General features: G+C 71.9%; 13 protein-coding genes. 9 read left to right on the forward strand and 4 right to left on the reverse strand.

Annotation, left to right across the window (positions count from 1 at the left end):
• The 3 genes from ACWCXH_RS00875 (at nucleotide 1) to ACWCXH_RS00885 (ending at nucleotide 5,758) form a co-directional block, all read left to right on the forward strand.
• Nucleotides 1-366: a WXG100 family type VII secretion target gene (locus ACWCXH_RS00875; protein ID WP_449799152.1), complete on the forward strand. Its 366-nt coding sequence runs from the start codon at nucleotides 1-3 to the stop codon at nucleotides 364-366.
• Complete coding sequence (locus ACWCXH_RS00880) at nucleotides 363-5,018, forward strand: WXG100-like domain-containing protein (RefSeq protein ID WP_449799153.1); 4,656 nt, start codon at nucleotides 363-365, stop codon at nucleotides 5,016-5,018. The genes ACWCXH_RS00875 and ACWCXH_RS00880 overlap by 4 nt, the downstream gene beginning before the upstream one ends.
• 338 nt (nucleotides 5,019-5,356) lie before the next feature.
• Nucleotides 5,357-5,758: a pyridoxamine 5'-phosphate oxidase family protein gene (locus ACWCXH_RS00885; RefSeq protein ID WP_449799154.1), complete on the forward strand. Its 402-nt coding sequence runs from the start codon at nucleotides 5,357-5,359 to the stop codon at nucleotides 5,756-5,758.
• Between the two features lie 18 nt (nucleotides 5,759-5,776).
• On the opposite strand, the gene ACWCXH_RS00890 is transcribed toward ACWCXH_RS00885, so the two are convergent.
• Nucleotides 5,777-7,495, reverse strand: a complete 1,719-nt coding sequence (locus tag ACWCXH_RS00890; RefSeq protein WP_449799155.1) for a GAF domain-containing protein — start codon at nucleotides 7,493-7,495, stop codon at nucleotides 5,777-5,779.
• A 395-nt stretch (nucleotides 7,496-7,890) separates the two neighbouring features.
• Here ACWCXH_RS00890 and ACWCXH_RS00895 point away from each other — a divergent pair, with 395 nt between their 5' ends.
• The 3 genes from ACWCXH_RS00895 to ACWCXH_RS00905 are packed head-to-tail and all read left to right on the forward strand — an operon-like array spanning nucleotide 7,891 to nucleotide 13,345.
• Nucleotides 7,891-9,381 carry a Dyp-type peroxidase gene (locus tag ACWCXH_RS00895; RefSeq protein ID WP_449799156.1) on the forward strand — a complete coding sequence of 497 codons (1,491 nt, stop codon included), beginning with the start codon at nucleotides 7,891-7,893 and terminating at the stop codon, nucleotides 9,379-9,381.
• Between the two features lie 26 nt (nucleotides 9,382-9,407).
• Nucleotides 9,408-11,516 carry a flavin monoamine oxidase family protein gene (locus ACWCXH_RS00900; RefSeq protein ID WP_449799157.1) on the forward strand — a complete coding sequence of 703 codons (2,109 nt, stop codon included), beginning with the start codon at nucleotides 9,408-9,410 and terminating at the stop codon, nucleotides 11,514-11,516.
• Complete coding sequence (locus tag ACWCXH_RS00905) at nucleotides 11,513-13,345, forward strand: alpha-keto acid decarboxylase family protein (protein WP_449799158.1); 1,833 nt, start codon at nucleotides 11,513-11,515, stop codon at nucleotides 13,343-13,345. Before ACWCXH_RS00900 ends, ACWCXH_RS00905 begins: the two co-directional genes overlap by 4 nt.
• Nucleotides 13,346-13,427: 82 nt before the next feature.
• Here the strand turns inward: ACWCXH_RS00905 and ACWCXH_RS00910 are convergent, their stop codons facing one another.
• Together ACWCXH_RS00910 and ACWCXH_RS00915 are read right to left on the reverse strand one after the other, a co-directional pair.
• Nucleotides 13,428-15,812 (reverse strand): phosphoketolase family protein, encoded by a 2,385-nt coding sequence (locus tag ACWCXH_RS00910; protein ID WP_449799159.1) that lies wholly within the window; start codon nucleotides 15,810-15,812, stop codon nucleotides 13,428-13,430.
• A 275-nt stretch (nucleotides 15,813-16,087) separates the two neighbouring features.
• Nucleotides 16,088-17,143, reverse strand: coding sequence for a hypothetical protein (locus ACWCXH_RS00915; RefSeq protein WP_449799160.1), 1,056 nt, complete (start codon nucleotides 17,141-17,143; stop codon nucleotides 16,088-16,090).
• Nucleotides 17,144-17,223: 80 nt separating this feature from the next.
• Between ACWCXH_RS00915 and ACWCXH_RS00920 the strand changes: the two genes are divergently transcribed.
• From ACWCXH_RS00920 to ACWCXH_RS00930, 3 genes are all read left to right on the forward strand, one after another.
• Nucleotides 17,224-17,808: a TetR/AcrR family transcriptional regulator gene (locus ACWCXH_RS00920; protein WP_449799161.1), complete on the forward strand. Its 585-nt coding sequence runs from the start codon at nucleotides 17,224-17,226 to the stop codon at nucleotides 17,806-17,808.
• A gap of 83 nt (nucleotides 17,809-17,891) precedes the next feature.
• Nucleotides 17,892-19,112 (forward strand): MFS transporter, encoded by a 1,221-nt coding sequence (locus ACWCXH_RS00925; RefSeq protein ID WP_449799162.1) that lies wholly within the window; start codon nucleotides 17,892-17,894, stop codon nucleotides 19,110-19,112.
• A 58-nt stretch (nucleotides 19,113-19,170) separates the two neighbouring features.
• Entirely contained in the window at nucleotides 19,171-20,112 is a 942-nt protein-coding gene (locus tag ACWCXH_RS00930) for an MBL fold metallo-hydrolase (protein ID WP_449799163.1), read from the forward strand.
• Nucleotides 20,113-20,140: 28 nt separating this feature from the next.
• Here ACWCXH_RS00930 and ACWCXH_RS00935 read toward each other — a convergent pair whose 3' ends face one another.
• On the reverse strand, nucleotides 20,141-21,262 hold the full coding sequence (locus tag ACWCXH_RS00935; protein WP_449799164.1) for an aromatic ring-hydroxylating oxygenase subunit alpha: 1,122 nt from the start codon (nucleotides 21,260-21,262) through the stop codon (nucleotides 20,141-20,143).
• Between the last annotated feature and the right edge of the window lie 17 nt (nucleotides 21,263-21,279).

Here is a 21,279-nt window from a genome sequence, read left to right on the forward strand (position 1 = left end):
ATGGCCAACGAGCCGTTCTCCGTCGACACCGACGGGCTGCACCTCCAACTGCCCTACGTCCAGGAGCTCGCGGCCCGGTTCAAGGGCATCGCGAGCGGACTGGAGGGCCGGCTGTCCGACCTCGGCCCGTGCTGGGGCGACGACGCCACCGGCGAGGCGTTCTTCAAGCAGTACGACAACCCGCACCAGGAGATCCACAAGGGCATCGGCGGCATCGGCCAGGTGGTGCACAGCACCGCCGAGGGCATCCACACCATGGCCGTCAACTTCGAACGGCTGGAGGACACCAACATCGAGTCCGTCCGCCGGATCAACACCGGCGCCGGCGAGCACCGGCCCGCGCCCGAGAGGCCCGTGCACGGATGAGCATCGACCTGCCCCCCGAGATCGCCTGGGTCGCCCGGCTGGCCGTCGGCCAGTCCTGGCCCAAGGGCGACGAGGACAAGCTGCGGGCGCTCGGCGCCGCCTGGTACGACACCGCCCAGCAGCTCGACTCGATCACCAAGGAGATCGGTCCGGCGACCCTCGGCGTGCGGAACAGCATCAGCGGCCCGGTCGCCGAGCAGTTCAACGCGTTCACCCAGCAGCTGCAGACCAACCTGCCGCAGATGGCCGAGGCCGCCAACCAGATCGGCGACCTGGGCGACAACACCGGGGTGCAGGTCGAATACGCCAAACTCATGGTTCTCGCCCAACTCATCTGGCTGGCCTATGAGTTGAGCTCGCTCTCGTTCACCGCGCCGGAGGCGGTCCCGGCCGCGATCACCTCCGCCCGCCTGATCATCCAGATGATCCTGCGCCGGCTGCTGGTCTCGGTCGTCTCCGGCGTCGGGTTCATGGTCGGGATGGACGCGCTGATCCAGAGCATCCAGATCCTGCTCCTGCACGACCGGACCAAGTGGGACACCGACAGCACCGTCCAGGCCGTGGAGGGCGGCGCGATCGGCGGCGCGATCGGCGGCATCCTCGGCGGCGGACTCGGAGCGTTCGCACCGAAGTTCGCCGGCTCGCTGATCGGCAAGCTCGCCGTCGGCGGCGCCACCGGCGTGATCACCACCGCCACCATGACGGCCGCCTTCGGCGGCGACGCGGACTACACCTCGGCCCTCACCTCCGGCCTGATCGGCGCGTTGGGCGGCGGCAAGCACGGACGCGGCGGGGAGGAGGGGAAGACCGGGATCGACCCCGTCAACCTCAAGGAGATCAAGCCGCCGGACCTCCACCTGCCGGACGTCCACACGCCGGACGTGCACTCGGCGGACGTGCACGGACCTTCGGTCCACCCGACGGACACCGCGCCCGCCCCGATACGGACCGGTTCGGGCGACAACACCGCCGGCGTCAAGGAACCGACGACGTCCGACACCCGCACCGTGACGGTCACGCAGGACACCGGCACGCACTCCGTCGGCACGCCCGACGTGCGTACCGTCAGCACGCCGTCGGTCTCCGAGAGCCACGCGACGAGCGAGGTCACCCACGGGCAGACCGACACCTCCGTCGGCACGCAGGAGCGGACCAGCCCCCGCACCACGGACACCACCGTCGAGACGCCCGCCCGGACGACGGCGTCGCGAGGCGACACCGGCACCACGACGGGATCCGGGCTCCACGGGAGCGAGACCACGACCTCGGCCCCGACGGCCCACCAGGAGTCGGACCTCCCCGGCTTCGAGACCAAGCCGACCGACACGAACGCCGGCGACACCCGTCCCGCCGAGACGCCCGGTACGACCGGGATCACCGGACCCGCTGTCGCCGACAAGCCGACGACGACCGCCGCCGGCACCGACCGCGCCACCAACACCCCCGCCACGAGCGGCGACAGCAACACGGCCACGACCAATCAGACCCGTCCCACCGAAGGACAGGCGCAGGCTCCGGCACAAGCACCGGCGCAGTCCCCTCGGGTCACCACCGAAACGAGCACCACCGGCACCTCGACGGACGGCCGAACCGCCGCCCCCGTACGTACCACCAGCGAGCCGACTGTCACCCACACGGAGAGCAACCCGACCACCCAGGCCCCGGCCGACCAGCCCCAGACCGTCCACGCCCCGGTCGACCACACCCCCGTCGAGCACGTCGCGACCGGCCCGGTCGATGTCCACCACGCCGGCCCCGAGCACACCTTCGCGGCCCCCGACGTCCAACCGCCGCTCCCGCCCCACACGGCACCGCCCGAGCCCCCGCCGCCCCTCGCACCGCACGAGCCGGTGCGGGTCGAGCTCGGCCCGATCGCCTTCGACGGCGGCTCCGCCGACCTGACCGCTCCCCGGCAGCAGGCCCTGAACACCACCGCCCGCCAGGTCGCCGACCTCGGGGTGCGCAACGCCCGTGACGGCGGCGGACCGCCCGTGGTCACGGTCGAGGGGCGGGCGAACGTCCTCGATCAGGGCCTCCCCCACTTCGGGAAGTCCCTCAAGCTGGGGCAGGAGCGCGCCGAGGCGGTCGCCACCGCCCTGCGCAGCGAGCTGAAGGACCGTCTGGAGAGCCTCCAGAGCGACGGCCCGGTCGTGCTGCGCGGCGAGGACGTCACCGTCGTCCCGCGCTCGCGCGGCAACCAGGACTTCGAACCGGGTTCGCCCGAACACACCGGCGACCACGTCGCGGTGAGCGTCGAACTGCCGCCGCCCCCGCAGCTCGAAAGTGACCCCGGCACCCCGCACGAGACCCACGAGCAGTCCGCTTCCGTCGTCGTCCCCGAGGCTCACGTCGCGGAACCCTCCCCCGAACCGGTCGCCCGCCCGGTGCCGAAGCCGGCGTCGCCCGACTGGCGTTCCCGCCTCGAAGGCGCGCCGACCGCCCGCGTGCACACCGAGCGCTTCGACCCGGCGCGCGACCCGCTCAAGGGCAACGCCCCGCACTCGCTGGCCGGTTCGCAGACCCTGGTCCGCTCGGTGGTGCGCCGCGTCCAGGCCGAGAACGGCACGTGGGTGCGCCACCACACCGTCGAGCTGCCGGTGCACCTCGGGCACAGCGGCATGTCGGCCGGCGAGCTGGCCGGCGTGCACGAGCGGATCCAGCGCGCGATCGACAACCACCTCAACGGCGGCCTCGAACTCCCGCGCTCCGGCGACCAGTTCCACCTCGACCTGAAGCTCGTCGCGGGCGACGACCACCCCGAGGCCATCACCATCGGCCGCAACGACCAGAAGGTGCCGCTCGACCAGCGCTCCTGGAACGTGCCCACCGACCCGGCCCTCGACGGCAGCCACCTGCCCCGCGTCGTCCACGAGGTCCTGCACTACCTGGGCCTCAAGGACGAGTACCAGGACCCCGACAGCCTGTTCCGCCGCACCGGCGACGGCCCGGGCGTCCACCGCGACGGCCTGATGGGCCACGACCTCAGCGGCTCCGGCGAGGTGCCCCGGCGCTACCTGGAGACCATCGAGGACACGGTGGACCACACCGCCGTCGTCAAGGACCACCCGCACGGCGCCCCCGACGCGCCGGAAACGGCCACCCGCACCGACCTGCCGCACCTGGACGCCGACGACGTGGCCCGCTGGGACGCGCCGCACGTCCTGACCATCGAGGGCAAGACGCCGGAGGCGAACGCGGAGAACACCTACAGCGAGATCGGCAAGTCCCTCGATCCGGACTCCGACCTCGGTCGCCGGTGGCACGACCCGGCCGAACGGCCGGCGATCGTCAAGGTGATCAAGGAGTGGATCGACGCGCCCAAGCCGAGCGTCCCCAGGGCAGACGGCTCCGCTCGGCCCGAGAACTCCTCGGACGTCCTCTCCCGCTACTACCCGACGAAGGACCAGGCGGCCTCGGCCGTCCTCGACCGCGTCAAGTCCCTGCCGATGGTCGAGATCGAACACGACCTCGCCGTGAACATCAGCCAGGACCCGCAGGTCCACGGGGCCGTGTCGGGCTTCGTGACCAACAAGCTGGTCCCCTGGCTCGCGAATCACGGCAACACCGAGTTCGGCGCGGAGCTCGGCACCACCACCACGGGTCTGGCGGACAAGCAGCGCCTCTACCTGCCGTACGTCGACTACGGAAACAAGACGATCACCGGGATCCTCCACGCCCCCGGCGGGGAACCCTTCTCCACACTGGTCTCGGCCATCCACGACGTGGCGGAGCTCATGTACAACCACGACGACCTGAAGGACTTCGTGACCGTCACCGAGGGGCCGAACGGCGAGTTCAAGGGCTACGTGCTCTCCGACGCCCCCGACCCCGCGGCGGAGCACAAGTACCCGGGGTGGACGAGTCCGGCGGGCGACGCTCCCCCCACTCCCCCGATGACCCGGGAACCGGTCGACAAGAGCTTCCGCGGCAAGGAGGCCACCCCCAACCAGCTGAACCCGCAGGTGGACACCGCCGGCCGGCTGGGCTACCCGGTCTCGCTCGGCCCGTCGCGGACCACCGGCAAGATGATCAGGCTCGCCCACGAGGCGGGCGCGACCCCGGAGGAGAAGAAGGCCCTCGCCTACTCCCTGTTCAGCCTCTGGTACACCGACTACCGCCGCGACATCACCGACATCCACCGCTACCACTTCGTGATGGACATGGCGGCGAACTTCGGCGTCGACTACGACCCGTTCTCCCGCCCCCGCCACCCGGTCACCGGCGAGGACGTCTACGGCCCGCTGATCAACGACGCCCTGGACCGCCACCGCGCCAACGCGGAGCAGCTCCAGCGGAATTACACCCCGCCGACCCCCGAACCGCCCGCCGCCCCCGCGGCGAGCACCTCCGCCGCGGCCTCCTCGTCCACAGCCGCCCAGCCGGGGCAACCCAACCCCAACCACCCCGCGTGGCGGCAGGACCCGGAAGCGATCGACCTGCTGCGCCGGCTCATGAACGGACCGGTCCCGGTCGCCGAACTGGGCGATCTGACGGCCGGGGCGGACAACCCGAACGCGCGCGCCATCAGCCTGTTGAACGGAGAGACGAAGGCCCAGTGGCTCGTTACGCGCCAGCAGCGCCCGGGCCAGCCGGAGACGTTGGTGCTCAACAACAAGGGAAAGCAGGCCTTGAAGAAGTACCCATTGATCTGACCAGCCTGTTGCCACCCATCGCCGTCCGCCGGCCGGATCCCACCCGGCCGACGGGCGGCGCAGGACGGGTTCCGCGCCACCTGGCCCGCGCGGCCCGGCCCACCCTGCTCCGGCTTCCCGGACACCGAGGCCGTTCGGCCCTACCGGAAGGCCGCCCGGCTCCTGCACGCTTGCCTACGGCCCCCGATCCGCCCGCCCGGCGGATCCAGGACTTCGGAGACCCCGCCCGGGCCGCCCGACAGGCCCGCAGGACCGGGCCCGGCCCAGGACCGGTCGGCCACCGGCCGGGGACCGAACGGCCCTCGCCCGCCGGCGAGGCCGCGCGAACAATCGAACCCATGGAACCCGACCGCATCCCCACCGCGCAGGCCCCCCTGGACGCGCGGCACTGCCTCCGCCTCCTGGCCGGTGCCTCGGTCGGTCGCGTGGTCTACACGATCGGCGCCCTGCCGGCCGTGCTCCCGATCCGCTACCGGCTCGGACTGGACGGCAGCGTCCTGCTGCGCGCCGCCGCGCACTCCGAAATGGTGCGGGCGGTGTCCGGCGCGCTGGTGGCGTTCGAGGCCGGTGAGGTCGACGAGACGGACGGAACAGGATGGAGCGTGACCGTGCTCGGACGGGCGGACGTGTCGGAGGGCCCCGCCGAGGAGACCGCGGCGGCCCGCCTGCCGCACCAGGTCTCGATCCGGATCCGGCCCGAACTCGTCACCGGCCGCCTCCTGCCGGACGCCCCGCACTGACCGGGTGCACGACCTGATTCAGACGGGCAGCGGCGCGGACCACACCACCCGGGTGCCGCCCTCCGCAAGGCGCTCGACCTCGAACGACCCGCCCAGCGCCTCGGCCCGCTCCGCCAGGTTCCGCAGGCCGCTGCACCGCCCCTGTTCCGGAATGCCGACCCCGTCGTCCTGCACGGCCAACGCCACCCGCCCGCCGGCCGCCTGGAGCACGACCTCGACCCGGCCCGCCTTCGCGTGGCGCGCGGCGTTGCTCAACGCCTCCGCCAGCACGGCGAGGACGTGCTCCGCGACCTCCGCCGGGACATCGGTGTCCAGCAGGCCCTCCATGCTCAGCCGCGGCGCGAAGCCGAGCACCGCCTGTGCCTGTTCCACCGCGCGCACGGCCCGGGCCCGCAGACCGTGGCCGGCGGCCTCCTCGCGGGCTCGCAGGCCGAAGATCGTCGACCTGATGATCTTGATGGTCTCGTCCAGGTCCCCCACCGCGCGCAGCACCCGGTCCGAGGCCCCGGAGTGGTCGATGAACCGGGCCGCGCTCTGCAGGGTCATCCCCGTGGCGAACAGCCGCTGGATGGCCAGGTCGTGCAGGTCCCGGGCGATCCGGTCGCGGTCCTCCAGCATCGCCAGCTGCTCGGCGTCACGGCGGCGCTCCGCCAGCTCCAGCGCCAGCGCGGCCTGGTCGGCGAAGCCCAGCAGCGGGCCGATCTCGCGGTCGGTGAACTCGGGTGCGCCGGCCTCCCTGGCCAGCAGCAGCACGCCGTCGACCGGGCCCTCGGCCCGGCCCAGCGGCACCGCGACCGCCGGCCCGAGCCCGTCGAACCGGCGCGGCCCGGCGGACAGCCGCGGATCGCCCGCCAGATCCGCCGTGGTCACCGGCACCCGGGAGGCACAGGCCTCACCCGACAGGGACCCCTCCAGCGGCACCGCCAGGCCCGCCCGGGCGCCCGTGTCCCCGCCCAGCGCCAGCTCCACCCGCACCGTGTCCGTCCCGGCCACCGGCACGGAGACGTCAGCCAGGTCGGCACCGGTGATCTCCCGCGCCCGCTGCGCTATCAGCTCCAGCACCTCCGAACGCGACCCCCCGGACAGCAGGGCACGGGTGATCTCCCCGCTCGCGCTCAGCCAGCGCTGCTGGCGCTGGGCCTCCTCGTACAGCCGGGCATTGTCGATCGCCACCCCGGCGGCAACGGCCAGCGTGGAGATCACCGCCTCGTCGTCCGCGTCGAACTGCTCCCCGCCCTGCTTGTCCGTCAGGTAGAGGTTGCCGAAGACCTCCTCGCGCACACGCACCGGCACGCCCAGGAAGCTCCGCATCACGGGGTGGCGCGCCGGGCACCCGAACGACGAAGGGTGCGCGGACAGGTCTTCCAGCCGCAGCGGCTCCGGGTGGCGGATCAGCTCGCCCAGCAGGCCCCGCCCGGTCGGGTACGGGCCGATCCCGGCGATCTCCTCCTCCGTCAGGCCCACCGTGAGGAACTGCGACAGCGTCTCCCCGTCCGGCCCGATCACCCCGAGCGCCGCGTACCGAGCGTCCACCAGGACCGCCGCCGCCTCCACGATCCGCCGCAGCACCTGCGTCAGGTCCAGCTCGCGGCCGACCGACAGCACCGCCTCCAGCAGGCTGTGCACGCGGTCCCGGGTGCCGCGGGCCGCGTCGATCCGCGCCTGGAGCTCCTCCAGCAACTCGTCCAGCCGAAGCTGCGGCATCCGTGACCGCACCGTCTCGCCGCTCACGGACATCCTCCTCGCCTCGGCCGCCGCGCCCGATTCTCGCAGACGACGGCGGACCCCGGGGCGTCCTCCCGCCAGTCCGCGAGGAGGGACCGGGAGCGCCCGGCACCGGGACCTCCGGCGCCGGGGTGAGGCTGCTCGACCCCTGTGGCCGGTCCCGGGGGGTGGACGGGCGAGGCGTTCGACCGGGCCGGAGTCGGAGACGGCGGCCACGCAGATGCGGACCTCGCCTCGCACTCGCCCGCGCGCACCTCCACGGGGTGCCGCATCCGGTGGCACTGTGCGACCCCGCCAACGAGCCGACCTCCGGTTGACAGGACTCTCGGCAGTGAAGCTACGTTAGGTAGTACTTTCGTCACATCTTGTGATCGCCGCTGCCCACTTCCCGCGCGAGGAGCCCGAGCATGACCACGACCCCCACCCGTCCCACCGCCGTGCCGTCCATCGAGCAGCTGCCCCAGCCGAAGCTGCGCACGAACACCGACATCCAGGGCAACATCCTGGCGGCGTTCAACAAGGACTTCATGGACTTCCGCTACCTGCACTTCCCGGACGCCGCCAAGGGCCGCGGCTGGCTCTCCGCGATCCTCAACACCGTCGCGACGACCAGCGAGACCGAGGACTTCAACGAGCAGTTCTCGCTGGCCCGCCGGGCCTTCGGCCGCGACCCCGCGATCACCGCCGTCCGCTGCGGGGTCTCCCTCACGTTCGACGGCCTCAAGACCGTCGCCAAGAACCCCCAGCAGGTCGAGACCGACCTGAAGGACTTCGCCGCCCTGCGTGAAGGCAGCGCCAAGCGGGCCGCGCAGCTCGGGGACACCGACGAGAGCGACCCCAAGCACTGGCTGTTCGGCGCCGGGACCGGTGACAAGGCCGTGCACGCGGTCCTCATCATCGCCGCGGACACCGAGGAGCTGCTGAAGGAGAAGCTGAAGAACCTCGACGCGGTCGAGAAGGCGCACCAGATCACGCGCGTCCACGTGGACGAGGGCCGCACCCTGACGGGCGCCCTCAAGGGGCACGAGCACTTCGGCTACAAGGACGGAATCTCCCAGCCCGGTGTGAAGGACTTCCACCGGGAGGACTCGGAGCGCAAGGGCTTCCGCGACAACCGCGCCGGGACCGAGCTGATCGAGCCCGGCGAGTTCGTCTTCGGCCACAAGAGCGAGACGGGCGACCGGAAGGCACCCGAGTGGATGAAGAACGGCTCGCTCCAGGTGGTGCGCCGGCTGCACCAGGACGTCGCGGGCTGGAACAAGGCCGTGGTGGACGGCGTCAAGCAGTTCACCGGGACCATGGACGCCAACCGGCTCGGCGCCTGCCTGGTCGGCCGCGCGAAGGACGGCACACCGCTCGCCCCGCCGTCCAACGCCGTGACCGGGCTGGGCTCGGACCGCAACGACTTCGACTACCGGGACGACCCCGTCGGGCAGCACACCCCCTGGGTCGCCCACATCCGCCGCACCCACCCTCGCGCGTTCGCCGGCATCGCCGACAACAAGCCGAAGAGCCACCGCCTGATGCGCCGGGGCATCCCGTACGGCCCGGAGTTCACGGGCACCGCGGACGACGGCAAGGACCGCGGGCTGATGTTCGTGTGCTACGGCACCTCACTGGAGCAGCAGTTCGAGCTGGTCCAGCAGCACTGGTCCAACAACCCCGACTTCACCCCTGGCATCGAGGCCCCCACCCCGGAGCCCCACAACGGCTTCGACAAGGTCACCGGCCTCGCCGGCAAGGCCTCGATCGCGCTCGCGGACGGCACGCACGGCACGGTCGACATGAAGCGCTTCGTCCGCACCACGGGCGCGCTCTACGCCTTCACCCCGTCGATCAGCACGCTGCGGCTGCTCGCCGAGGGCAAGGACCTCCCCAACAAGCCGGTCGGCTCCTGACCACCGAGCGCCCCCGAGGAGACACCATGGAGAACCCCGACATCGAGGGCACGGCCGACGACCGCGCCCGCTGGCGAACCTGCCGGCAGCTGGCGCGCGAGCTGCTGCTGGTCGGTCCGGACGACAAGGACCTGAGGCTGCGCTACCTCGACGTCCTGATCAAGGACGGCATCCCGGAGACGGACCAGCCCAAGGACGTGCTGATCGTCGGCGCGGGCATCGCGGGCCTGGTCGCCGGGAAGCTGCTCAAGGACGCCGGGCACAACGTCACCATCCTGGAGGCCAACGCCAACCGGGTGGGCGGCCGGATCAAGACCTTCCGCTCCACCGACGACGAGCCCGACGGACCGTTCTACGACCCGGATCAGTACGCGGAGGCCGGGGCGATGCGGCTGCCCAGCTTCCACCCGCTCACCCTGGCGCTCGTCGACAGCCTCGGCCTGAGCCGGCAGCTGTTCTTCAACGTCGACGTCGATCCGGACACCGGCAACCAGAACGCGCCCGTCCCCCCGGTGGTCTACGAGTCCTTCGAGCCCGGCAGGATCTGGAAGTACGGCGCGGACAGCCCGGACTTCCGCGAACCGGTCAAGCGCTTCAACTCCTGGATCCGCACCAACCGGGTCCAGGCCCGCCGCAGCGAGTACGCCGCCGACCCCAGCTGTATCAACGAGGGCTTCCACCTCACCGGCGACGAGGTGCGGATCACCGCCGCCGACATGGTCAACCAGGCGCTGGAGCCGGTCCGCGACTACTACTCGGTGATCAGGGACGGCAAGCGGGTGAACAAGCCGTTCGCCGAGTGGCTGGACGGCTGGGCCCGGGTGATCCGCGACTTCGACGGCTACTCGATGGGCCGCTTCCTGCGCGAGTACGCGGGCTTCAGCGACGAGGCCGTCGAGGCGATCGGCACGATCGAGAACATGACCTCGCGGCTGCACCTGTCCTTCTTCCACACCTTCCTGGGCCGCAGCGACATCGACCCGAAGGCCACCTACTGGGAGATCGCGGGCGGCAGCTGGAGACTGCCCCACGTGCTCGCCGAGGAGCTCCGGGAGGAGCTGCGGATGGGCGAGCGGATGATCCGGATGGAGTACTGGGACCCGCGTCGGGACGGCGGGGCCGGCCGGAACGTCGGCCCGAACGGGCCGCAGGTCGCGGTCCAGACCGTCCCCGAGGACGACCCCGAAGCCGAACCCGACGTCTGGAAGGGCGACCTCGCGATCGTCACGGTCCCGTTCTCCGCCCTTCGGTTCGTCCAGGTGACGCCCCCGTTCTCGTACAAGAAACGCCGGGCCATCATCGAGACCCACTACGACCAGGCCACCAAGGTGCTGCTGGAGTTCTCCCGCCGCTGGTGGGAGTTCACCGAGGCGGACTGGAAGACCGAACTCGACTCCATCGCGCCCGGCCTGTACGAGTACTACCAGCGGGCCGGCGAGGAGGACGCCGAGGCGGCCGTGGCCGCCGCCCACAACGGCCACCGGCCCCCGCGCAACCTGCCCGAGGTGCTGCTCGGCGCACACGCGAGCGTGGACGAGCGCCGCATCAGCCAGGCCCAGCGGGAGGTCTACGAGCACACCCCGCTGCTCCGGGCGAACGTGCGCCCCGCCACCAACTGCTTCGGCGGCGGCTCGACCACCGACAACCCGAACCGCTTCATGTACTACCCCTCGCACCCGGTGCCCGGCGGCGACGGCGGCGGCGTGGTGCTGGCCGCCTACAGCTGGTCGGACGACGCGGTGCGCTGGGACTCCATGGAGGACGACGAGCGGTACGTCTACGCGCTGCGCAACCTCCAGTCGGTGCACGGCCGGCGGATCGAGGTGTTCTACACCGGCTACGGGAAGACCCAGAGCTGGCTGCGCGACCCGTACGCCTTCGGCGAGGCGGCGGTGTACACCCCGCACCAGATGACCAGCTTCCACCTCGACGTGGTCAAGCCGGAGGGCCCGGTGCACTTCGCCGGCGAGCACGTCTCGCTCAAGCACGCCTGGATCGAGGGCGCGGTGGAAACCGCCGTCCGGGCGGCCATCGCCGTACACGAGGCGCCGCCTGCGCCGCCCGCGGCGGAACCGGAGATCCGGCCCGAGGTGCGGGTCCGCCGGGAACGCCGGCAGGAGGCGCTGAGCAGATGAGCGGCAACCACGACTGGACGGTGGGCCGGTACCTGGCCACCAGGCTGGAGCAGTTGGGCATCCGGTACCTGTTCGGGGTGCCGGGCGACTTCCTCGGCCCGTTCCTGACGATCATGCACGCCACCACCGGCGTGCGCTGGATCGGCACCCCGACCGAGATGGGCGGCGGCTACGCCGCGGACGCCTACGCCCGGGTGCGGGCCGCCGACGCCGACCCCGACAAGGGCGAGCAGGGCATCGGCGCCGTCGCGGTGACCTACGGGGTGGGCGCGTTCAGCCTGCTCAACACGATCGGCGGCGCGTACGTCGAAGACGTGCCACTGATCGCGATCAACGCGGCGCCCTCGTACGAGCAGTGGCTCAACCAGCAGGCGGTCGGCCTGCTCACCTCGCACATGAGCCCGCGCCGGGAGAGCAACCTGGACGTCTACCGGCAGGTCACGGTGGACGCGCAGGTGCTCTCCAACCCGGGGCTCGCGCCCTGGCAGATCGACGGCGCGATCACCGCGTGCCTGACCGAGCGCAAGCCGGTCTACCTGGAGGTGATGGAGGACCTCTGGCACGCGCCGTGCGATCCTCCGCAGGGTCGACTCGTGCCCCACGAGCGGACGTTCACCAAGCGGAACGAGGAGATGCTGGCCAAGGCGGTCGCGGCCGCGGCGGAGCTGATCGGCACGTTCGGCACACCGATCGTCTGGGCCGGCGAGGAACTGGTCAGCCAGCGGCTGGAGGACGAGCTGCTGGAGTTCGTCCAGAGCACCAGGATGCAGTTCTGCACCACGGTCGGCGCGAAGTCCGTGGTCTCCGAACGGCATCCGCTGTTCGCCGGCGTCTACAACGGCAGGGCGAGCCTGCCGGAGATCCGGAAGACCTTCAAGAACGCCGGGTGCCGGATCGGCCTGGGGACCTGGTCCACGTCCAAGAACCTCGGCGGCGAGCAGTCGATCGGCGATGACTGGATCGTGGCGGCCCGCGACGGCGTCAGCGTCGGCGCCAGCTACTTCCCCGAGGTCCAACTGGGGCGGTTCATCCCGGCGTTGCGCGACGCACTGGCAGGACAGACCTTCGCGGCGGACCACTTCGCGCTGGCGCACGCGGCGGGCCTGGACGTCCCGGCCAGCACGGCCGCCTTCCTGGACTCGCTGAGCGCCGCCCAGTACCCGGCGGAGCTCACGTACGACAGCTTCTTCCAGCACATCAACTTCTTCCTGGAGCACCAGGCCACCGGCGGGGACCCGCAGGCCCCCTCGCCGTTCACGGTGGTCTCGGACGCGGCGTTCGCACTGCTCGGATCGATGAACCTGCGGATCACCGAGCGGGCCGGCTTCCTGGCGCAGAACAGCTGGCTGTCCATCGGCTACTCGGTCGGCGCGGCCACCGGCGTGGCGCTGGGTCGCCAGCAGCCCATGAAGCGGCCGCTGGTGTTCGTCGGGGACGGCTCGTTCCAGGAGATCTGCCAGGAGCTGTCCACCCAGGTGCGCCACCACCTGCAGCCGGTGGTCTTCGTCCTGGACAACGAGGGCTTCTACGGCATCGAGCAGATGCTGGTCAGCCCCTGCTACTACAAGGAGAAGCCGTCCGACGGGGCCGACTTCTACAACGTGCTGCACCCGTGGCGCTACGAGAAACTGGCCGAGGTCTTCGGCACGGAGAAGGACCGGATGCACGGGTACGAGGTCACCACCCACACCGAGCTCGGCTCACTCCTGCTGGACATCGCCGATCCCGGCAACGACATCAACCACGCGCCGATCCTGGCCCGCATCCGGCTCAGCCGGCACGACTACCCGAAGGCGCTCCAGTACAAGATCGACGAGAAGTGCCAGTAGTTGCCCCGAGTCCACCGGCCCCCGTCCCCGACGGGGGCCGGTGCGCGCCGTCGACTCCTGACGTCCGGCCCCTGGTCCCGGGTCAGCCCTGCCAGGTCCAGTCGGTGACCTCGGGCAGGTCGGTGCCGTGCTCGCGGATCCAGTCGTGGTGGCGGGCACGCTGGTCGGCCATCTCCTGGCGCAGGGCGGCGGCCGGTACGGCCAGGCCTGGGACGCGGTCGATGACGTCCATGACGAGGCGGTAGCGGTCGAGGTCGTTGCGGACGACCATGTCGAACGGCGTGGTGGTGCTGCCGGACTCCTTGTAGCCGCGCACGTGCAGGTGCGGGTGGACGGCGCGCCGGTAGGCGAGGCGGTGGATCAGCCACGGGTAGCCGTGGTACGCGAGGATCACCGGCCGGTCGCGGGTGAACAGGGCGTCGAACTCCGCGTCCGGCATGCCGTGCGGGTGCTCCTCGGCGGGCATCAGCCGGGCCAGGTCCACCACGTTGACCACCCGGACGCGCAGGTCCGGCAGGTGCCGGCGGAGCAGGTCGGCGGCGGCCAGGACCTCCTGGGTGGGGACGTCGCCGGCGCAGGCGAGGACGACGTCGGGCTCGCTGGTGCCGTCCTCGGTCCCGGCCCATTCCCAGATCCCGGCACCGCGGGCGCAGTGGGCGCGGGCCTGGTCGAGGGTGAGCCAGTCGAAGCAGGGCTGCTTGCCGGCGACCACGACGTTGACGTAGTCGCGGCTGCGCAGGACGTGGTCGGCGGTGGCGAGCAGGGTGTTGGCGTCCGGCGGGAGATAGACGCGGACGGCCTCGGGACTCTTGTTGAGGACGTGGTCGACGAAGCCGGGGTCCTGGTGGGAGAAGCCGTTGTGGTCCTGGCGCCAGACGTGCGAGGTGAGCAGGTAGTTGAGCGAGGCGATCGGTGCGCGCCAGGTCAGGGAGCGGGTGGTGCGCAGCCACTTGATGTGCTGGTTCACCATGGAGTCGACGATGTGGACGAAGGCCTCGTAGCAGGAGAAGAGGCCGTGCCGGCCGGTGAGGAGGTAGCCCTCCAGCCAGCCCTGGCAGGTGTGCTCGGAGAGGATCTCCATCACCCTGCCGTCGCGGGCGAGGTGTTCGTCGACGGGCAGGGTGGCGGCCTGCCACGCCTTGCCGGTCGCCCGGTAGACGGCCTGGAGGCGGTTGGAGGCGGTCTCGTCCGGGCCGACCAGGCGGAAGTCCCGGCGCTCGGCGGTGGCGGCCGTCAGGTCGGCGAGCAGGTCGCCCAGGACCCGGGTCGGCTCGTGCAGGGTCGCACCGGGCTTGTCCACGGGGACGGCGTAGCGCTCAAGGGCCGGCATCGGCAGGTCGCGCAGCAGCAGTCCGCCGTTGGCGTGCGGATTCGCGCCCAGGCGGCGGGGGCCTTCGGGGACGCGGTCGAGGACCTGCGCCGATGGACGGCCGTGTTCGTCGAAGAGTTCCTCTGGCCGGTAGGAGCGCAGCCAGTCCTCCAGCTGCCGCAGGTGCGCGGGGTTGTCGCGGACCTGGTCGAGCGGCACCTGGTGGGCGCGCCAGGTGCCCTCGACCGGCAGGCCGTCCACCTCGGCCGGTCCGGTCCAGCCCTTGGGCGTGCGCAGCACGATGAGCGGCCAGTGCGGCCGGCGGGTGCTGCCGCCGGCGCGGGCCTCGTGCTGGATGGCGGCGATCCGGTCGAGGGCGGTGTCCATGGCCTCGGCCATGGCGCGGTGGACCGTCAGCGGGTCGTCGCCGCCGACGTACAGCGGGAGGTGGCCGTAGCCGCGGAGCAGGGCGTCGAGTTCGGCCTCGGGCAGGCGGGCGAGGACGGTCGGGTTGGCGATCTTGTAGCCGTTGAGGTGGAGGACCGACAGCACCGCGCCGTCGTGGACGGGGTCGAGGAACTTGTTGCCGTGCCAGGAGGCCGCCAGCGGGCCGGTCTCGGCCTCGCCGTCGCCGATCACGCAGGCGACCAGCAGACCGGGGTTGTCGAAGGCGGCACCGTAGGCGTGCGAGAGTGCGTAGCCGAGTTCCCCGCCCTCGTGGATGGAGCCGGGCGTCTCGGGGGCGACGTGGCTGGGCACGCCGCCGGGGAAGGAGAACTGGCGGAACAGCCGGGCCATGCCGGGCTCGTCGCGGGTGATGTCGGGATAGGTGGCGGTGTAGCTGCCGTCGAGCCAGGAGTTCGCGAGGACGGCGGGCCCGCCGTGCCCGGGGCCCCAGACGCAGACGGCGTCGAGGTCCCGGTCCTTGATCACGCGGTTGAGGTGGGTGTGCACCAGGTTGAGGCCGGGCGAGGTGCCCCAGTGGCCCAGCAGGCGGGGTTTGATGTGCTCGGGGCGCAACGGCTCGCGCAGCAGCGGGTTCGCCATCAGGTAGATCTGCCCCGCCGCAAGGTAGTTGGCGGCCCGCCAGTGGGCGTCGAGCGCCCGGATCTCCTCGTCGGACGGTCCACCGGGAGCCGGACCGGGGGTGATGGACATGACTGTGCTCTCCTCGGAGTCTGTCGGATTCACCGATCGCCGACGGGCGGTCGGCCCTCATCGTCGCCCCTGCGGCCGAACTTTTCGCAGGGCCGGACAGACCACATTCTGCGAGCGGGAAGCGGGCCGATGGCCCCTGCCCGCCCGGGGCCTCACCCGAACGGCCCGGTGCCCCGGCCCACTGCCCCCTCGTCCGCCCCGCTGTCCTGGGCCCGCCGGGTGTCCTGTTCGCCCTGGCCTGGAGCCTTGCCCTTCCGCGGGCGAAGGCGCACCAATCAGGGCGGGGCATTCATCTTCGGGGTGTCCGGCACCCCGGGGGGACGGGCCGTGCCGGTCCCCCCGGGGTGGGTGGTGGTGTTCAGTCGCCGGCGCCGTCGGGGTCGGTGTCGGGGATCCAGGAGCCGTGGATTCCGGCGGTCACCCGTCGGGGCAGGTGGACGGTGGCTACCCGGTCGAGGCCGGCGGCGTCGAGGACCAGCAGCTGCGAGGCGTCCTGCTTGAGGTCGGAGATCACGGTGAGCAGGTAGCCGTCGTCCTCGTGGGTGGCTCCGGCGGCGGGAACGAAGACGGATGTCCTCCTCGGGCAGCACCGCGGCGAGGAGTTCCTCGGACGTCGAGAAGGCCTGGGCCGCCACCTCCAGGGCGCGGCGGTGAGCGGCCGTGGGCACCTCTCCGATCAGGCCCGTCAGCAGGGTGCGCAGGACGTCCGCCGAGGGTGCCCAGATCTCCTCCCTGCCGCAGCCCGCCGATCCCGCGGCTGCAGCGAGGGACAGGGCCAGCGGGTTGCCGCCGGCGAAGCGGAGCACGCGGTCGCGCGGTTCGGGCCGGATCCGTGCCGAGACCAGCAGGCTGCGGGCCTGCTCCTCGGAGAACGGTTCCAGTTCGGTCACGTGCAGGAGCTCGGACCAGGCGGGGTCGGCGGTCCACTGCGGCTGCGGAGCGAGCCGGCCGGCCAGGACGACCAGGGCGCTGTCCGCGGCGCGGGGCAGGAAGTGGTGCCACAGCCAGCTCTCCAGCCACTGGCAGTGCTCGAAGGAGTCCACGAACAGCACCGTGCCGGGGACGTCCAGGAAAGGGCCGGCCGCGCGCTCGAAATCGGCCGGGTCCCGGCTGACGAAGCGGCCGTCGAGTTCGACGAGCGGCCGGCCCGCCGCACGAGCGTGGTCCGCCAGACGACGCAACAGTGTGGACTTCCCGATGCCGCCCGGTCCGAACACGTAGAAGGCGAACGGCGCCTGCGGATCGCCGGCCAAAACCTCCCCGAAACGCCTGAGTTGCTCGTCCCGGCCGATGAAGGCCCGGACGCGCGCAGCGCTCAGTCTCTCTCCCATGGACACCATGCCGGCTCCGTTCCCCTTGATTGAGCCGCCCATCCAAGCAGACGCAACTTCTTCGCGTTAAGCTGTTGTCCATGAGTGCCCGAGCGACCACACGCCCCGGCGGGCGCAGCGCCCGCGTCCAGCAGTCCGTGCACCAGGCCGTCCGAGATCTGGAGGCGGAACTGGGGCGGGACGCGCTCACCGTGCCGCTGATCGCCGCCCGCGCGGGAGTCACGCCGTCCACCGTCTACCGGCGCTGGGGGGACCTGCGGGAACTGCTGTCCGACGTGGCCGTCGAGCGGCTGCGCCCCGACACGCCCCCGGCCGACCACGGCAGCCTGCGGGCGGACCTGGAGGCGTGGGCGGTGCAGTTCGCCGAGGAGATGTCCTCGACGGCGGGCCTCGTGTACGTCCGCGACGCCCTGCTGGGCGACCCCGAGCAGGGCAACGCGGCCCGCTGCTCGGACTACGCGGCCGAGCAGTTGAAGGCCATCGGCGTGCGCGCGGCAGGGCGCGGAGAGGCCGTGCCCGACGTGGAGACCCTGCTGGATGTCGTCGTCGCCCCCCTGATGTACCGGATCCTGTTCCGCCCGTCGGACCTGTCCGCGTCCTACACCGACCACCTGGTGGCGACCGCGCTCGGCCGCATCGCGCCGCCTTCCCACCCCACCGCATAAAAGCTAAATATTTGCGTTTCGGGAGGCGTGAGCCCTACAGTGCTAAACGCAAAGCATTCGCCTTAAGGCTCAGAGGTGCTTCCATGACCAGCGTCACCACCCTGTCGTCCCACCCCCGTCGGCTGCCCGTGCTGAGCCGCCGCGGCGCCTTCCCGCTCCACGCCTCGGTCCTGGTCGGCCTGCTGGCCGCCTCCAGCGCACCGACCCCGCTCTACGCGCTCTACCAGACCGCGTGGCACTTCTCGGCCATGACGCTCACCGTCGTGTTCAGCACCTACGCGCTCTCACTGCTCGTGGCGCTGCTGACCGCGGGAACGCTCTCGGATCACCTCGGCCGACGCCCCGTCCTCGCCGGGGCGCTGCTGGCCGAAGCCGTCGCCATGGCCGTCTTCGCCACCGCCCAGGGAGTGCCGGCGCTGATCGCCGCCCGGATCCTGCAAGGCCTGGCCACCGGCGTGGCCACCAGCGCCGCCGGAGCCGCCCTGCTCGACTTCGAAGACCCTCAGCACCCGGGCCGGGCGACGGTCGCCAACGGCACCACCCCCGTGGCCGGCATGGCGGTCGGCGTGCTGGCCGCCACCGCCCTCGTCCAGTACGCCCCCGCCCCCACCCGCACCGTCTACCTGCTGCTGCTCCTGCTCTTCACCGCGCAGGCCGCCGCGGTCCTGCTCACCCCCGAGACCGCACGCCCCCACCCCGGCGCCTGGCGCTCACTGCGCCCCGCGATCACCGTCGCCCCCGCCTCCCGGCCGGCCATGGCCCTCGCCACGCCCGGCATCGTCGCCGCCTGGGCCCTGGGCGGCTTCTATTCCTCCCTCGGCCCCTCGCTCGCCCGGCTCATCGCCCCGCACGCCGCCCGCGCCACCGGCGGCCTGGTCTTCTTCACCATGACGGCCGCGGCCGGCCTCGCCGGCCACGCCGCCCGGGCACTGCCCGCCCGCACCGTGAGCCTCACCGGCACCGCACTCCTGATCCCGGGAGCCCTGCTGACCCTGAGCGGCCCCCAGCTGCACAGCCTGCTCGCGCTGTTCTCCGGCACCGCCCTGGCGGGCGCGGGCTTCGGCGCCGTCACCCAGGCAACCCTGCGCCTGCTGCTGCCCCCGGCCGCTCCGGGCGAGCGCGCCGGCACGCTCGCCGCCTACTACGTCCTCAGCTACCTGGCCATGAGCGTCCCCGCCGTCCTCGCCGGCCTGCTGACCAACCTGTACGGCCTGCAGACCGCCGTCTCGCTCTACGCCGTGACCGTCGTCCTGCTGACCCTGACCGGCCTGACCCGCGCCGTGCGCCGGCCCCGCAGCGCCTGACCGGGTGCTGCCCGGCCGCACCGCCCGCCCTGCCCCACCCACACGGAAGGACCCACCGATGAACACCGCCACGCCCCGTCACACCAGCCCCTTCACGAGCACGGGATGGAACCTCGGCGACATCGCCGTGCGCCGCGTCGACGAGATCGAACTTCCGCGCCAGACCGGACCCTGGCTGCTGCCGGACGCCACCAAGGAGGTGCTGGACGAGGCGTCGTGGCTGCGCCCCGACTTCGCCGACGCCGATGTCCCACGGCTGGCGAGCCACAGCTTCGCGGTGGAGGCCGGCGGACTGCGGATCGTCGTGGACACCGGCATCGGCAACGGCAAGACCCGCACCAACCCGGCCTGGAACGGTCTCGACACCGACTTCCTGGAGCGGCTGGCGGCGGCCGGCTTCCCGCCGGAGTCCGTGGACCTGGTGATCACCACGCACCTGCACACCGACCACGTCGGCTGGAACACCCGCCTCGCCGGCGAGGACTGGGTCCCCACCTTCCCCAACGCCCGCTACGTCACCAGCCGCACCGAATGGGACCACTGGGCCGCCACCGACCTGGACGAGGCTCGCCGCCAGATGTTCCGCGACTCCGTCCACCCCGTCCGCGACGCCGGGCAGTACCACCTCGTGGACGTGCCCGAGCAGGGGTACGAGGTGGCGCCCGGCGTCGTCCTGGTCCCGGCCCCGGGCCACACCCCGGGGCAGGTCGCCGTGGAGCTGCGCGGCAGCCACCGCCGGGCACTGATCACCGGCGACAGCATCCACCACCCCGTGCAGCTGTCCCACCCCCACGTGAACAGCTGCGTCGACATCGACTCCGCCCAGGCGGTCCGCACCCGCGGCCGGCTGCTCGATGCCCTGGCGGGCACCGACGCGCTGCTCCTGGGCACGCACTTCCCGCAGCCCACGGCCGGTACCGTCCACCGGGAGAACGGCCGTTACCGGCTGCTCGCCGAGCCCGGCAGCGAGAACCCGACCACCGCGATGGTCGAGCCGTAAGCTCACGGCAGCACGGGGCGGGGACGGGTCAGCCGCGGAGCCGGTCCGTCACCCACTCGTGGAAGGCCCCGATGTGGTGCTCGCTGGGCACCAGCACACCGCCCCGCGCGTACGAGCGGGAATCCATGCCCAGCTGGGTGCGGTCGCACGCCCCGAAATCCTGCACGTTCACCCGGTGGAAGAGTTCCACCGAGCGGGACACGTCCGTACCCGACTCGACCACGTCCTTGAGGAAGAGCCAGTCGCACTCGATGACGGTGTGATCCACCGCGAGGGGATACATCCGGAGGACGATCACGTGGTCGGGCACCAGGTTGACGAAGACCTGCGGCTTGACGGTGATCGCGTAGTACCTGCGGTCCTGCTCCTCGGAGACGCCGGGGATCCGCGCGACCCCGGCACTTCCGTCGACGGTGAAGCCCTCGGCCTCCGCAGCGAACTCGGCACCGTGCCCGACGTAGTACTGGGCCGCGTAGCCGTCGGCGAACTCGGGCAGGACCTCGGTGAGTTCGGGGTGGATCGTGGCGCAGTGGTAGCACTCCATGAAGTTCTCGACGATCAGCTTCCAGTTGGCGCGCACCTCGTAGCGGATCCGCCGGCCCACGGCGAGCTCGTCGGCCTGGTAGCGGTCGATCGCGCGCGGGTCGCCGAGCCGCTCGGTCGCGGCGCCGATGACGTCGTCCTCGAAGGAGGGCGGGTCGTCGGCCAGGCAGACCCAGACGTACCCGAGCCACTCCCGCACGTGCACCGGGACCAGGCCGAAGGCCGTCCGGTCGATGTCGGGCATGCCGGTCAGGTTCGGCGCGGCCACCAGCTTGCCGTCGAGCCCGTACGTCCAGGCGTGGTAGGGGCACCGGAAGTTCCGCTTGACCTCGCCGGACTCCTCGGTGCAGATCCGGGCACCGCGGTGGCGGCAGATGTTGAGGAAGGCCTTGATCGTGTGGTCGCGGGAGCGGGTCACCAGCACGCTCTCCCGGCCGACCTGGACGGTCCGGAACGTGCCGGGCGCATCCAGGTCGGCGGCGCGCACGACGCAGAACCACATCGCCTCGAAGATCTTCTCCTGCTCCCGCGCGAAGATCCGCGGGTCGGTGTAGGAGGATCCGGGCAGGGTGCTGATCAGGCTCGGCGGGAGTTCGGTCGCGGTCACAGCGGCCGCCTTTCGTG

The organism is Kitasatospora sp. NPDC001660, from assembly GCF_053596725.1.

Bases quoted from the DNA above. Each gene is read 5' to 3' on its own strand.
- ACWCXH_RS00910 (WP_449799159.1), bottom strand. From the start codon at position 15,812: ATGTCCATCACCCCCGGTCCGGCTCCCGGTGGACCGTCCGACGAGGAG.
- ACWCXH_RS00880 (WP_449799153.1), top strand. From the start codon at position 363: ATGAGCATCGACCTGCCCCCCGAGATCGCCTGGGTCGCCCGGCTGGCC.
- ACWCXH_RS00920 (WP_449799161.1), top strand. From the start codon at position 17,224: ATGAGTGCCCGAGCGACCACACGCCCCGGCGGGCGCAGCGCCCGCGTC.
- ACWCXH_RS00895 (WP_449799156.1), top strand. From the start codon at position 7,891: ATGACCACGACCCCCACCCGTCCCACCGCCGTGCCGTCCATCGAGCAG.
- ACWCXH_RS00900 (WP_449799157.1), top strand. From the start codon at position 9,408: ATGGAGAACCCCGACATCGAGGGCACGGCCGACGACCGCGCCCGCTGG.
- ACWCXH_RS00875 (WP_449799152.1), top strand. From the start codon at position 1: ATGGCCAACGAGCCGTTCTCCGTCGACACCGACGGGCTGCACCTCCAA.
- ACWCXH_RS00915 (WP_449799160.1), bottom strand. From the start codon at position 17,143: ATGGGAGAGAGACTGAGCGCTGCGCGCGTCCGGGCCTTCATCGGCCGG.
- ACWCXH_RS00885 (WP_449799154.1), top strand. From the start codon at position 5,357: ATGGAACCCGACCGCATCCCCACCGCGCAGGCCCCCCTGGACGCGCGG.
- ACWCXH_RS00890 (WP_449799155.1), bottom strand. From the start codon at position 7,495: ATGTCCGTGAGCGGCGAGACGGTGCGGTCACGGATGCCGCAGCTTCGG.
- ACWCXH_RS00925 (WP_449799162.1), top strand. From the start codon at position 17,892: ATGACCAGCGTCACCACCCTGTCGTCCCACCCCCGTCGGCTGCCCGTG.
- ACWCXH_RS00905 (WP_449799158.1), top strand. From the start codon at position 11,513: ATGAGCGGCAACCACGACTGGACGGTGGGCCGGTACCTGGCCACCAGG.
- ACWCXH_RS00930 (WP_449799163.1), top strand. From the start codon at position 19,171: ATGAACACCGCCACGCCCCGTCACACCAGCCCCTTCACGAGCACGGGA.